Here is a 14,407-nt window from a genome sequence, read left to right as displayed (position 1 = left end):
TAAATTTTAATTTATATTATAAACACTCTTTAATCACTCTTTTTACATTTTTAAAGAATATCTTATCAATTTCTGAGTTTGTGAAATTTTCTTTTATTAAGGCATCTCTAAGTTTTCCTATTTCTCCAATATTTCTAATTTCTACTTCATTTTCAATTCCATCAAAATCTGTTCCAAGTGAAAGTACATCTATTCCTCCAATATTTCTTATATGTTTAATATGTGCTATCATGGATTCAATTGTTGGAACCTTGTTTCTTCCTAAAAATGGTGCACAAAAGTTTAATCCCATCACACCACCCTTATTAGCTAATTTTACTATCATATCATCTGTTAAATTTCTTGAATGATTAGTGATTTCTCTAGAATTAGAATGAGTTGCAATAAAAGGCTTTCTGCATATATCTACTAAATCGTAAAATCCACCATCTGATAAATGAGAACAATCAGGTATTATTCCAACTCTTTCCATTTCATTAACTATTTCTTTTCCTTTAGCAGTCAAACCATTATCTTTATATTTATACCCTGCATTTGGATAGCCTATGCTATTAGGAAAATTCCATGTTAAAGTTATAAATCTTATTCCCATATCATAAACTTCTTTTACTCTTTCCACTTTTCCTTCTAACACTTCACCTTCTTCTATTGATAGAAAAGCTCCTAGTTTCCCTTTATTATTAACGCTTTCTAATTCCTTTAAATTCGTTACAATTTCAATATCATTATAATTTTCTTTTAATTCTTTCATTAAAATTTCATGCATTCTTTTAAATTCTAAATATGGATTATCTACTATATTTAGTTCTATAAAATGTGCAAAAACCTGTGCTAATGCTTTTGCTTCCTTCAATTTTTTTATATCAACTTTACAAATACTTTCCTTTAGCTTTAGGTTTTCATATAATAATCTACTAGCTGTATCACAATGTAAGTCAATTGAGTTCATATATATCTCTCCTTTATTTTGTATTTTTTATTTTAATTCCATCTTCTTCTTTAGCATCATTTATAATTCTAATTCTCTCGTTTCTAGCCCATAATAAATAATCTTCTAGATTTTCTGGACCAGTAATAACTTTTCTTCTTGCCCAAAGAACTCCTGATTCTTGAGATTCCACGCTCCATTTTATAAGAGATATTTTTCCACTTTCTATTTCTATTGCTGTCATTGCATATGGTAACACACAACATCCATCATTAAAATATGGTGGTTCAAGACTTCCTGGCATTCTACTATTATGAGTATGTCCACATAGCAACATTTTACCATTTTCTTTTGTCCATTTTTCAAGCTTTCTATCAACTTTGCTTCCTTTTTTATTATTTTTAGCAGGGCTTGTTGGATCATTAAATCCTGCTAATCCATTTAAAAATTTCCATACATATCTTACTAAAAATCGTGATATCATCCAATAATCACAATTTATTAGATCTGCTTGATGTCCATGAGTAACTAAAAATTTTTCATTAACTGGAGTAAATTTAAAATTAATACCTTCATAAAATTTAATATCTTTAATGAACTTTAAAAAGTTTTTTCCATAATCAGCTCCAACTTTTCTTAATGCCCTATATTGTGTATAATAAAAATTTTCCCTGTTTTTTATTATATCATGATTTCCATAAATCATATAAATTCTATTTTCTTCTTTTAACCTATTAAACAATTTAAATATATCACTATAGCAATATGCAATATCATTAAAATTTCTATTCTTCCAAAGTTCATCTCCATCTCCAACTTCAACATAAGTGAAACCCTTTCTATAATAATAAGCAAGCGCCGTCTTATAAATATTTCTGTTTGGAAGAAGAGAATCATAAAAAGTTCCATCACCTCTGTGGATATCTGAAATAAACACAATATTATCTCCATCATCAAATTTTACTTCCATTGCATTATCATAAAGATAGTTTAGTCTTTTCATAAATTTCCCCTTACTTAATTTATAATATTTTATTATATGTTTTCATTACTTATTTGCTAAAAACCTCCATACAAAATACTAATAACTTATAGATAAATTTAACGTCTTTTGTATAAACTACTTATATAATTTAAAGAGGAAAGAGGCGAAATTTGTGAAGCTTAAATATAAATTTATTTTTTTTATTTTGATTGCACTATTTATTTTCAATACACTACACTTTTCTACTATTTTTGCCGAAGATTTAAATGAAGACGAGGAAGCTATTATTTTTTTAAATAATGGTTTATCATCTGAAGAAATGAAACAAGAGTTCAAGGGTTTACTAGAAGATTTATTTGAACAAAGAAATGCTGCAATAGTTTCAGGAGATTGTGAACTATTAAAGGGATTTTATGATTTAAATATAAAAGTAAGTTTATGGGCATATGAAAGTGAAGCTAAAAAAACTAACTATTTAATAAATTGGTCAGAAAAACAAGCAGTTAAATTTAGAGATTTAAAATCTATTGTAAGGATAAGAAAAGTAGCTGAAAAAGAACCTGGTTTGTATGGAGTAATTTGTGATGTTGCAACAGATTTTAATTATTATTATATAGATACTCCAGATATTATTAATCATTTTAGACTTGGAACTAATCATTACCTAAACTTAAAGAAAGAAAATGATAGATATATTATCACTAAGGAATGGTATACTGACCCTTTTGCAGACTCACTTGATATAAAAAATATAAAATCTGATGAAATAAAAAATTATATATTATCTCAAAAACAACCAGAGTTTGTACCAAGTGAAAGAGTAACAAAGGCAATAGAGTACGCTCATAAATATTGTGGAGTATCTGAAGATGAAGAGTTTACTTTTAAGTATAATTCAAAATATAAAGATCATAATCCTGATGGTGGGGATTGTGCAAATTTTGCTTCACAAATTCTTTTTGAAGGTGGTGGATTCAAGAAAAATAGTTTATGGAATTACTCAGGAAAAGAAGGGACTAAGGCTTGGTTAAATGCGCAAGGATTTAAAAATTATATGGTTGGAAGTGGCAGAGCTTCATATATTGCCAAAGGCTCCTATCAGCAAACATATAAAGCTGCATTTAATATGAGACCTGGAGATTTTGTTGCATATGAAAAGAAAGGCAGAATAACTCATATATCAACAGTTACTGGATTTGACTCAAAAGGCTATCCATTAGTTACATGTCATAACACCAATAGATTACTTGTTCCTTATGACTTAGGTTGGAGTAATGATAATATAAGATTTCATTTAATTCATGTTCATTACTAAAATCTTAATCACAAAAATACCACTACAAGCTTGATTTCAAATTTTGTAGTGGTATTTTTATTTATATAAACTTATTTTATTCCTTATATTTATCTAAAGAATTTACAACTATATTCATAAACTTAAATTGATAATTTGCATCACATAGCATTTTATCATCAAAACTATTATTTATTTTTGACTAATTTAGCTATAAAAAAGCCTTCCATATTTTCATTTGGAATTATTCTTATTGATTTTGTAATTTCTTCACTATATATTTTTTCTTTATATTTGCTTAAACCTCTTATTACATTTGGTAGCTCTAAATTAATTTTTTCTAAGCTCAAGTCTGGATATTTCTTTAATGCATATTCTATCACTTCTTCATTTTCAAAAGGATTTAAAGTACATGTTGAATATACCATTATCCCTCCAGGTTTAAGAGCATTATAAGCACTATCAAATAATTTTTTTTGCAATTTTGAGCATAGTGCAACTTTTTTTTCATTCCACCCCTTATATGCCTTACTGCTTTTTAATGTTATTATTCCTTCTCCAGAGCAAGGAACATCTAAAAGGACCCTATCAAAGTATTTATTTAACCGTTTACCTATAGAACATCCATCAGCTCCTAAAACTATTATAGAATTTGCACCTTGTTTTTCTATATTATAATTTAATCTCTCTCTTCTTATTTCATTTACATCATTTGCTAAAATAGTAGCTTTATTTTTAGTTATATCAGCCATGTAAAGACTCTTTCCTCCTGGTGCTGCACACATATCCAAAACAACTAAATCTTCTTTTAAATCTAAAAATAAAGGAGGTAACATTGAAGATAGATTTTGTAAATATATTTTACCATATTTATAAATCTCTAATCTTCTTAAGTTACTCTCCTTAATGTCTTTTGCAATAAATGCATTTTTCAATAACGGATGATTTACAGCTTTTATTCTATTCATGCTTAATTCATCCATTACTTCCTTAGTATTACCTTTTAAAGTATTAATTCTAAATGTAGTATTTCTTCCTCTATAATAACTTTTATAAATAAGATCTAATTGCCTATCTGTAAATATATTTTCTAAAATTTCTATAAGTTCTTTTGGTAAGCTATTTTTAACTTCCTTAATTGACACTACATCACCCCTATAGTTTATTCATAATATATATTACTTTTCAATTGTATAAATTATGCTGTGATTAAATTATTTTTATTTGTAGTAAATATAATTTGCATATCTTTAAAATAATTTTCACTGTCTATTCCAATATATAATTCATTTTTTATAATTTCTTCTTCTTCTTTAGTTATTAACTGGTTATTTTCTCCTATAATAAAGTTAACTTCAATTTTAACACTTCTACCAATTTTCAATACTCTTGTTACTGCTTGTATAAAATTATACTCATTTTTTATAACTTCAACTTGCTTTTCAACTTCTACACTTATTCTTTCTGGAACCCTTACTCCAATAACTTCTTTAAAGCTATTTATAAATATCTTTAAAGGAGCTTTTAAAAATAAAATTGATGTTATTATAACCATAGTTGGATCAATATATTTTGTTATAAATGAAAATGCAGTTTTTGATATTATTACAGATAAAATAAATCCAAATAAAACTGTAGCACTTAATATTCCATCCATTAGCCATTGTATACTTTCAGCATCTATAAGTTCAGAATTTATCTTCTTTCCTGCTTTTTTTATTCTATCGTAGAAAATAAATGAACCCAAAGTTGATACTATTGCATATACTATTGCTGATGATGTATTTACGCTATTACCTCCAAGCAATAAAGCATTTATAGCATCATATAATGACAATAAGCACATTATTATTAATATAATTGAATTTATAGATACAACTAATGGCTCCAAAACATACTTTCCAAATGGAAAATCTTCATTATCTTTTACTTCTATAACTTTACATACAACCAAAGAAGCTGACGATAATATAACACTTATAAATGAATATAGTCCATCAAAAATAATCATTTCTGATTTTATCAGTCATCCCCAAGCTAATCCAAATACTGCAAAAAATATTGTACCTAATACAGAAAATCTTAAAATATTACTTTCATTTTTGTCCATAATTTCACCTCTAACTTTTTGTAATATTCTATATTTATATATTACTCATTTCAAAAGTAATTTGTAATTTCTAATTATTCTGAAATTAATATCATAGAGGTTTTGATATTATTTCACATAAAAATATTTTAATAACACAAATGTACTTATAATTACTTATATAAGTACTCATATTGGTAATTTCTATAATGAAAAAAGCTACTTTACTATTTATTATATAAGTAGTAAAGTAGCTTAATTGTTTATTTGATTAAAGATTAATTCTAAGTTCAACTGGACAATGATCAGATCCTAAAATTTCTGAATGAATTTTAGCATCTTCTAATTTATCCTTTATTGAATCTGATACTAAGAAGTAATCAATTCTCCATCCTGCATTCTTTGCTCTTGCATTAAATCTATATGACCACCAAGAATAAGCTCCAACTTCATCAGGATAAAAATATCTAAATGTATCAACAAAACCAGCATTTAATAACTCAGTAAATTTACTTCTTTCCTCTTCTGTAAACCCTGCATTTCTTAAATTAGTCTTAGGATTTTTTAAATCTATTTCCTTATGTGCAACATTTAAATCCCCACAAACTATAACAGGCTTTTTTGTATCTAATTCCTTTAAATAATCTCTAAATGCATCTTCCCAAATCATTCTATAATCTAGCCTTGCAAGTTCATTCTTTGAATTTGGAGTATATACTGTTACCATATAAAAATTTTCAAATTCTAAAGTAATAACTCTTCCTTCTTTATCATGCTCTTCTATTCCTAGTCCATATCTTACACTTAATGGCTTTTCTTTAGTAAATATAGCTGTTCCTGAATATCCTTTTTTCTCAGCATAATTCCAATATTGATTATACCCTTCTAGCTCTAAATCTATTTGTCCTTCTTGTAATTTGCTTTCTTGAATACAAAAAATATCTGCATCCATTTCTTTAAAATATTCTAAAAAGCCTTTTGTAACACAGGCTCTTATTCCATTAACATTCCATGATATTAACTTCATATCTTCTTCTCCTTTTTGCTATAATATTATATTAATTATATTATAACACGTTTTTATTTTTATATCATTGACTACATTTTCTTATATAATTCAACTAATCAATTATGTTTTAAATAAAAAATAGTAGAAATATGTATTAAATCATTCTTATTAAAATAATACATATCTCCACTATTCTTAATTTTTATATTTTCTATGAATTAATAACTACCTATAAACTTTATTACTCATATAAAGGATGCTTTTCACATAAGGCTTTAACTCTTGATTTTAATAATTCTAAATCATTATCTTTTTTAGAAAGTGCATCATTTATAATAGACGCTACTTCCTTCATATCTTCTTCATTAAATCCTCTTGTTGTTACAGCTGGAGTACCTATTCTAATTCCAGATGTAATAAATGGACTTTTAGTTTCATTCGGTACAGTATTTTTGTTTACTGTTATTCCTATACTATCTAAAAGAATTTCTGCATCTTTTCCTGTAACATCTTTATTAGTTAAATCAACAAGTATTAAATGATTATCTGTTCCACCTGAAACTATTTTAAAATCATATTTAGTTAATTCATTTGCTAAAACATTGCAATTATTAACTACGTTTTTTATATATTCTTTATAACTTGGATCTAATGCTTCTTTAAAACATACTGCTTTTGCTGCTATAGTATGTATAAGTGGTCCTCCTTGTATCCCTGGGAATATGGTTTTATCTATTTGCTTTGCGTATTTTTCTTTACAAAGAATTAATCCACCTCTTGGTCCTCTTAATGTTTTATGTGTTGTAGAAGTTACAAAATCGGCATATGGTACTGGAGAAGGATGTACTCCTGCTGCAACAAGCCCTGCAATATGAGCCATATCTACCATGAATAAAGCTCCTACTTCATCACATATATCTTTAAAAGCTTTAAAATCAATTAGTCTTGCATATGCACTTGCACCTGCTACAATAAGTTTTGGCTTATGCTTAAGTGCTAATTCTCTAACTATATTATAATCAATAGTTTCAGTTTCTTTATCAACACCATAAGAAACAAAGTTAAATAACTTTCCTGAGAAATTTACTGGTGAACCATGAGTTAAATGTCCTCCATGGTTTAAATCCATTCCTAAAACAGTATCCCCTGGCTCTAATACTGAGAAATAAACAGCCATGTTAGCTTGTGAACCTGAATGTGGTTGAACATTTGCATGTTCAGCACCAAATAGTTCTTTTGCCCTTTCTCTTGCTACATCTTCTACTTCATCAACTATATGACAACCACCATAATATCTTTTATTTGGGTATCCTTCAGCATATTTGTTTGTAAGAAATGAGCCCATAGCTTCCATTACTGCTTTTGATGCAAAATTCTCTGATGCAATTAGTTCAATTCCATCTTGCTGCCTTTTTAATTCTTTTTCTATTAATTCATAAATTGCTTTATCTTCTTTTGAAATATTTTCAAAATTCATTTTATCACCCCAAATCCTTTTTTACTAAATTATAAATATAATTCAAATAATAATCAATTAATATTTCTAAATTATTCTTGTTTTTTTATAAATTTATAAAGTAGTTCCTTATTAATATGATATATATTATTAATTCTGAAAAGTAGTATATACTATATATAAAGCTATTGTGTTATAATACCTTAAGAAAATTTTTAGATTATAAGGAGCATACAATATGGATATGAATGAAATACTTCACGTTGCAACTTTCGCTGGAAAAATAATGCTTGAGTCTGGTGGAGAAACATATAGAGCTGAAGAAATAATATGGAGAATTTGTAAAATCTATGGAGTAGAAGAAGCAGAAAGCTTTGTTACTACAACTGGTATTATGGTTTCAGTATGTCATGAAGGAAAAACTTATTCATTAATTAGAAGAGTTTCAACAAGAACTATTGATTTAGATAAGGTTGATAAGGTAAATGATTTATCTAGAAATATTATAAGTCGAGGTTTATCTGTATCCGAATTAAAAAATCAACTTCAAATAATAAATAATGGAGAAAGATACAATAATAAAACTGCAATATTAATTTCTGCATTAGGTGCCTTTTGCTTTGTATTTCTTTTTGGTGGTAAAATAAAAGAAGCTATTGCTGCTTTTTTCATCGGACTTGTTATAAAATCTGTATCCATAAAATTTTCTAGCCTTGAAATAAATCAGTTCTTTATAAATAGCATTTCAGCAGGAATTGCTGCTATAATGGCTATTATATTTTTAAAGTTAGGATTTATAAATGACATAGACAAAACTATAATCGGCTCCATAATGCTATTAGTTCCAGGCCTCGCTATTACAAATGCAATAAGGGATACTATATCTGGAGATTTACTAGCTGGACTTACAAGAGCAGCAGAGGCTTTTTTAGTTGCTATATCAATAGCTGTAGGTACAGGAGCTGTACTTAGTTTTTGGATTTCTACTTTTGGAGGACTATAATATGCTAATACAATCATTATTTGCATTTTTTTCTACTCTTGGTTTTGGTATATTATTTAATATAAAAGGTCAAAAATTATTTTATGCTGCTTTAGGTGGTGGATTAAGTTGGTTTATAAGCATATATTGTGAGAGCTTAGGATTTAATACTACTTCATCATTTTTTATTTCATCAATTATATTTAGTATTTACTCAGAAGTTCTTGCAAGAATATTAAAAACCCCTGTTACAACACTTATAATTTGTGCCTTAATTCCATTAGTTCCTGGCGGAGGAATGTATTATACTATGTATGAAGCTATAAATGGGGATATAATGAAGTCTTTAGAAATAGGTTTAACTACACTAGCAAATGCTGGTTCACTTTCTCTTGGCGTTATATTTGTATCAACAGTTACTAGACTTTTAATGTCTGCTAGAAAAAAGAGAGAATTTAGAGAATTAGAAAGACGTGCAAAAAGAAAATTTAAATAATAAAGCCATACACTATAATATCCTTTAGTGTATGGCTTTTAAATTATTCTTCTATTGAAATAGCTGTTACTGGACAGCTTTCACAAGCTTCTCTTGTTGCATCTTCAAATTCTGCTGCAACAGTTCCTTCTATAGCAACTGAAACTCCTGTTTCTAATGAAAATACTTCTGGACAGACTCCTTCGCAAAGTCCACAAGATATACATGTATTTTCGTCAACAAATGCCTTCATGCAATTCGCCTCCTTTACTCACATTATCTTATATCTTCAAAAGTTAATGTGCATTTATAAGTTAATATACCATAATTATAAATAATTATTTTCATTTGTCAATATTATTAGACAAGCATTATTACTAATAAATATTAATTATTCCTTATTTAATAGATTATAATAAGTTTATGTCGTTTTCTCTACATACTTTTAAATTTTTTTCATCCCATGTACTTGCTTGTACTTCTCCTATATGAGCTTTATTTAAGAAATACATACAAATTCTAGATTGTCCTATTCCTCCCCCTATTGTATAAGGTAATTCTCCATTCAATAGCATCCTATGAAAATCTAAACTTCTTCTATCATCATTTCCAGAAACTCTAAGTTGATAATCTAATGCTTTTTCATCTACTCTTATTCCCATTGAAGATAGCTCTACAGCTCTATCTAAAAGAGGATACCAGAATAATATATCTCCATTTAAGTTCCAATCATCATAGTCAGGGCTTCTTCCATCATGCTTTTCTCCTGAACTTAAAACACCTCCGACCTTCATTAAAAATACTGCTTTATGTTCTTTGCATATAGCATCTTCTCTTTCTTTTGGAGTGTATTCTGGATACTTATCTTCTAACTCTTGAGTAGTTATAAAAAATATTTCTTCTGGCAACTTATCTTCACCTTTGATTAAATCTTTATGAACATAATTTTCAGTTTCCTTAAAAACATCATAAATACTTCTTACTACTTCTTTTAGTTTTTCTTCAGTTCTATCTTTTTTATCTATAACTTTTTCCCAATCCCATTGGTCTACATAAATAGAATGTAAATTATCTAATTCTTCATCTCTTCTTATTGCATTCATATCAGTATATAATCCTTCTGATACTTTAAATCCATATCTATGAAGGCTTAATCTTTTCCATTTAGCTAATGAATGAACTATTTCCACATCATTTCCAGTTGCTAATACATCAAACTTTACTGGTCTTTCTACTCCATTTAGATTATCATTAACACCGCTTTTAGAATCAACAAATAATGGTGCTGAAACCCTTGTTAAATTTAAGCTTTCTGCTAGTTTCTTTTCAAAGAAGTCTTTTATTTTTTTAATATGAACCTCTGTTTCAATTAATGTTGTACTACTTTTGTAACCTTCTGGTATTATTATTCCTTCTACTTTCATTTTAAATTTCCCCCTTCAAATAAGTAATTAATTAAATTTAAATAATCAAATCCCCAAGAGTAAAACAGTTTTATTACAATAAAAAAAGCTTTCATCCTTTATATATAAAAGGATGAAAGCTATAATTCCATGTTGCCACCTTAATTCACTATTACTTCACAATAATAGACTCTTCAAGTACGTAAGTAAAACTTAGATACTCTAGCACTATAACGGGTGCAACCCGGTTACCGCCTACTAGTTGTTATCTTTCGGGGTACGGCTCAGAGATGTTATTCAAATTAACTTTCTTATTCTACTCACAGCAAATGTAGAACTCTCTGAAAAGATACATCAATTTTACTTCTTCTCATCATAGCCTGTAATTCAATTATTTATAAAGAATATTATCACTTTATTAATATCTTGTAAATATCTATTTAAAATTTTTTCAATATTTATTTTACAAATGTATTTATAGTTTTTATTAATTGTTTTAAAGTTTCTTGCTCACATGAGCCCTCTTCAATACCTAAGCAATTATTTGCATAATACTCAATAGTTAATCCACCTACTCTGTTTATTGCTGATCTAATAGCTGATATTTGTACTAATATATCAGAGCAACACACATTTTTCTCCATCATTCCTTGAATTCCTTTTACTTGGCCTTCAATTCTTTTTAATCTATTCACTATATCTTTTCTTAGCTTTTCGTTTTCCTCTTCCATACTTAAAACCTCCATAATACTATACCTCTATAGGGTATATATATTTTAACATTTATATATCTATCTTTCAATTAAGAATGTACATAATTATTAATGATTCAGTAAACCAATATAAATAAAATTTATTTTTTAACTATCTTATTTACTCTTATATAAATTGGTATAATTAGTTTTATTAAGTATTATTTATAAATTTAAATTAATTATATTCACTATAGTTCTTATATTATTAAAAATATAGCTACTACTGCTTTTTATATAATTTATTATTATTTTAAGTGCTATAATAAGCTTATATATAAATAGTATTATGTTAATTTCAATTTTATATGATAAATCATGGAGGTTCTTATGGAGAAAATTTTAAATATATTTAATAATCAAAAAGAGTTTTTTTATTCTAATAAAACAAAAGATATTAACTTTAGAATTAATAATTTAAAAAAACTTAAAAATATAATAAAAGAAAATGAAAAAGATATTATGGATGCATTATACAAAGATTTAAGAAAATCAAATTTTGAAAGTTATGCTACTGAAATTGGACTAGTTTATGATGAATTAAATCTTCATATAAAAAATTTAAGAAAATGGTCCAAAAGAGAAAGAAAGAAAAGCCCTATTGTTCACTTTCCTGCTAAAAGTTATATTTATAAAGATCCTTATGGTGTTACTTTAATAATAGGCCCTTTTAACTATCCATTTCAATTGGTTATAGCCCCATTAATAGGTGCTATATCCGCTGGAAACTGTGCTATTATTAAGCCTTCAGAAAATACTCAAAATACAGCTTTACTGCTTGAAAAAATAATAAACGAAAATTTTGATGAACATTATATAAGCGTTGTTAATCCATTAGGTGGAAAAGATACGGTTTCTTACTTATTAGATTTAAAGTTTGATTATATTTTCTTTACTGGAAGCGTTAGAGTTGGAAAAATAGTTATGGAAAAAGCCTCAAAAAATCTTATTCCAGTTACTTTAGAACTTGGGGGAAAAAGCCCTTGTATAGTAGATGATTCAGCAAAGTTAGATTTAGCTGCTAAAAGGATAGTTTGGGGAAAATTTTTAAATGCTGGTCAAACCTGTGTTGCTCCAGATTATATATTAGTTCAAAAAGACGTTAAAGAAAAATTACTACTGGAATTAAAAAAAGAATTATTACTACAATTTGGAACTGATATAAAATCTAGTTCTGATTTTCCACGCATAGTAAACAAACATTCATTATTAAGATTAAAAAACTATTTAAATGATGGTGAAATATATTTTGGAGGATCAGTTGACGAAAAAGATTTATATTTAGAACCAACTATTTTAACAAACATCAAAGAAAACAACTTGATTATGGAAGAAGAAATTTTTGGACCTATTCTTCCTATTTTAGAATATTCAAATTTGGATGAAGCTTTAAGTTATGTAATAAATAAAGATAAGCCCCTTGCATTATATTATTTTTCGGAGGATTCCACTTCTATAGAAAAAGTATTAAGTTCAACTACATCTGGTGGCGTTACAATAAATGACACTATAATTCATGTTGCTTCTTCCTATTTACCTTTTGGAGGCGTTGGTCCAAGTGGCATGGGGGCATACCATGGCAAAGCAAGCTTTGATATATTCACTCATAAAAAATCTGTAATTAAAAGAGGAACTTTCATTGAATTTCCAATTAAATTTGCACCATATAATAATAAAATAAAATTATTAAAAAAGGTTATGAAATAAATATTCAAATGTAAATTATATCTTATATAATTTACCTCTCTTGAAACCTTTTCATTATTAGAGTATTATATACTTATATTTTAATATTCAAATATAAGGAGGACTTTATGAAAAATTTTAATTATAAAAATGGTACTGAAATCATATTTGGAAAAGATACTGAAAATAATGTTGGTGCAGAGGTAAAAAAATATGCTAATAAAATATTACTTCACTTTGGTGGTGGTAGTATAAAATCTACTGGATTATATGATAAAGTTATAAATTCATTAAAGAAAGAAAATATAGAAGTAGTTGAACTTTCTGGAGTTAAACCTAATCCAAGAGTATCCCTTGTAAGAGAAGGTATAGAACTTTGTAGAAAAAATGATATAGATTTTATCTTAGCTGTTGGTGGCGGTAGTGTTATCGATTCAGCTAAAGCAATAGCTGCTGGTGTTAATTATAATGGAGATGTTTGGGACTTATTTTTAGGCACACCTATAAATCATAAATGTCTACAAGTAGCAACTATATTAACAATACCTGCTGCTGGTAGTGAAACAAGCTCTGGTTGTGTTATAACAAATGAAGATGGATTATATAAAAGAAGTGCTGGACACCCTACACTAAGACCTGTATTTTCTATTTTAAACCCGGAACTTACATTTACTTTACCTAAATATCAAACTTCTTGTGGTATTGCAGATATGTTTGCTCATATACTTGAAAGATACTTTACTAATGAGCAATATGTTGATTTAACTGATAGATTATGTGAAGGTTCTTTAAAAGCTATAATAAATAATGCATTAAGATTAAATATAAATCCTAATGACTACAATGCAAGAGCAGAAATCATGTTATCAGGTATGGTTGCTCATAATGATTCTTTAAGTATGGGTAGAGTTGGAGATTGGGCAACACATGATATAGAACATGAATTAAGTGGAATATATGATATTGCTCATGGTGCTGGACTTGCAATTATATTCCCTGCTTGGATGAAATACGTTTATAAACATGATGTAAATAGATTTGCTCAATTTGCAAATAGAGTTTTTGATATTGATATAAATATGAATGATCCTGAAGAAACAGCTCTTCGTGGTATTGAAGCTTTAGAAAACTTCTTTACTAAAATTGAACTTCCAACTAGATTAAGTCATGTAAATATTAGCGATGAACATATAGATGAAATGGCAAGAAAATTAGTTGCTCATTGCGATCATGTAGGAAACTTTGTAGAAATACGTTATCCTGAAGCTTTAGAAATTTTAAAATTAGCTCTTTAATCTATAGAATGAAAAAGGTGTTACTGCTGAGTAACACCTTTTTTCCTTCTAAC

At 27.3% G+C, this 14,407-nt stretch carries 14 protein-coding genes and 1 other annotated feature; of the genes, 5 read left to right on the top strand and 9 right to left on the bottom strand.

The window, feature by feature from the left end; translation table 11 throughout:
- Window positions 1–16: 16 nt before the first annotated feature.
- Together NSA50_RS00870 and NSA50_RS00865 are read right to left on the bottom strand one after the other, a co-directional pair.
- On the bottom strand, window positions 17–949 hold the full coding sequence (locus NSA50_RS00870) for a dipeptidase (protein WP_195265560.1): 933 nt from the start codon (window positions 947–949) through the stop codon (window positions 17–19).
- A 13-nt stretch (window positions 950–962) separates the two neighbouring features.
- A complete protein-coding gene (locus NSA50_RS00865; RefSeq protein WP_257442264.1) occupies window positions 963–1,931 on the bottom strand; it encodes a metallophosphoesterase in 969 nt (322 codons plus the stop codon).
- Window positions 1,932–2,085: 154 nt separating this feature from the next.
- Between NSA50_RS00865 and NSA50_RS00860 the strand changes: the two genes are divergently transcribed.
- A complete protein-coding gene (locus tag NSA50_RS00860) occupies window positions 2,086–3,228 on the top strand; it encodes an amidase domain-containing protein (protein ID WP_195265564.1) in 1,143 nt (380 codons plus the stop codon).
- 167 nt (window positions 3,229–3,395) lie between these two features.
- Here NSA50_RS00860 and NSA50_RS00855 read toward each other — a convergent pair whose 3' ends face one another.
- The 4 genes from NSA50_RS00855 to NSA50_RS00840 all read right to left on the bottom strand — a co-directional run bounded on the left by NSA50_RS00855 (window position 3,396) and on the right by NSA50_RS00840 (window position 7,782).
- Window positions 3,396–4,352 (bottom strand): RsmB/NOP family class I SAM-dependent RNA methyltransferase, encoded by a 957-nt coding sequence (locus NSA50_RS00855; RefSeq protein WP_257442263.1) that lies wholly within the window; start codon window positions 4,350–4,352, stop codon window positions 3,396–3,398.
- A gap of 53 nt (window positions 4,353–4,405) precedes the next feature.
- Window positions 4,406–5,218, bottom strand: a complete 813-nt coding sequence (locus tag NSA50_RS00850; RefSeq protein WP_257442262.1) for a cation transporter — start codon at window positions 5,216–5,218, stop codon at window positions 4,406–4,408.
- Between the two features lie 349 nt (window positions 5,219–5,567).
- The gene (locus NSA50_RS00845; protein WP_195428465.1) at window positions 5,568–6,323 is read right to left on the bottom strand and encodes an exodeoxyribonuclease III; all 756 of its coding nucleotides are present in this window, start codon (window positions 6,321–6,323) and stop codon (window positions 5,568–5,570) included.
- Window positions 6,324–6,546: 223 nt separating this feature from the next.
- Entirely contained in the window at window positions 6,547–7,782 is a 1,236-nt protein-coding gene (locus NSA50_RS00840; RefSeq protein WP_257442261.1) for a serine hydroxymethyltransferase, read from the bottom strand.
- Window positions 7,783–7,999: 217 nt separating this feature from the next.
- Between NSA50_RS00840 and NSA50_RS00835 the strand changes: the two genes are divergently transcribed.
- Together NSA50_RS00835 and NSA50_RS00830 are read left to right on the top strand one after the other, a co-directional pair.
- Window positions 8,000–8,764, top strand: a complete 765-nt coding sequence (locus NSA50_RS00835) for a threonine/serine exporter family protein (protein WP_195265575.1) — start codon at window positions 8,000–8,002, stop codon at window positions 8,762–8,764.
- 1 nt (window position 8,765) lies between these two features.
- Window positions 8,766–9,239, top strand: a complete 474-nt coding sequence (locus tag NSA50_RS00830) for a threonine/serine exporter family protein (RefSeq protein WP_195265577.1) — start codon at window positions 8,766–8,768, stop codon at window positions 9,237–9,239.
- A 43-nt stretch (window positions 9,240–9,282) separates the two neighbouring features.
- Here the strand turns inward: NSA50_RS00830 and NSA50_RS00825 are convergent, their stop codons facing one another.
- From NSA50_RS00825 to NSA50_RS00815, 3 genes are all read right to left on the bottom strand, one after another.
- A complete protein-coding gene (locus NSA50_RS00825; protein ID WP_195265579.1) occupies window positions 9,283–9,471 on the bottom strand; it encodes a ferredoxin in 189 nt (62 codons plus the stop codon).
- Window positions 9,472–9,628: 157 nt separating this feature from the next.
- A complete protein-coding gene (gene asnA, locus NSA50_RS00820; RefSeq protein WP_195265581.1) occupies window positions 9,629–10,642 on the bottom strand; it encodes an aspartate--ammonia ligase in 1,014 nt (337 codons plus the stop codon).
- Between the two features lie 105 nt (window positions 10,643–10,747).
- Window positions 10,748–11,007, bottom strand: a binding site (T-box leader).
- Window positions 11,008–11,079: 72 nt separating this feature from the next.
- Window positions 11,080–11,352, bottom strand: coding sequence for a metal-sensitive transcriptional regulator (locus NSA50_RS00815; RefSeq protein WP_195265583.1), 273 nt, complete (start codon window positions 11,350–11,352; stop codon window positions 11,080–11,082).
- A 351-nt stretch (window positions 11,353–11,703) separates the two neighbouring features.
- Here NSA50_RS00815 and NSA50_RS00810 point away from each other — a divergent pair, with 351 nt between their 5' ends.
- Together NSA50_RS00810 and NSA50_RS00805 are read left to right on the top strand one after the other, a co-directional pair.
- Entirely contained in the window at window positions 11,704–13,080 is a 1,377-nt protein-coding gene (locus tag NSA50_RS00810) for an aldehyde dehydrogenase (protein ID WP_195265585.1), read from the top strand.
- Window positions 13,081–13,187: 107 nt separating this feature from the next.
- A complete protein-coding gene (locus tag NSA50_RS00805; RefSeq protein WP_257442257.1) occupies window positions 13,188–14,354 on the top strand; it encodes an iron-containing alcohol dehydrogenase in 1,167 nt (388 codons plus the stop codon).
- Window positions 14,355–14,407: the final 53 nt, after the last annotated feature.

It is taken from the genome of Clostridium mucosae, from assembly GCF_024622765.1.
Classification (GTDB): domain Bacteria; phylum Bacillota; class Clostridia; order Clostridiales; family Clostridiaceae; genus Clostridium.
This window is presented reverse-complemented; position numbering and strand designations above follow the sequence as displayed.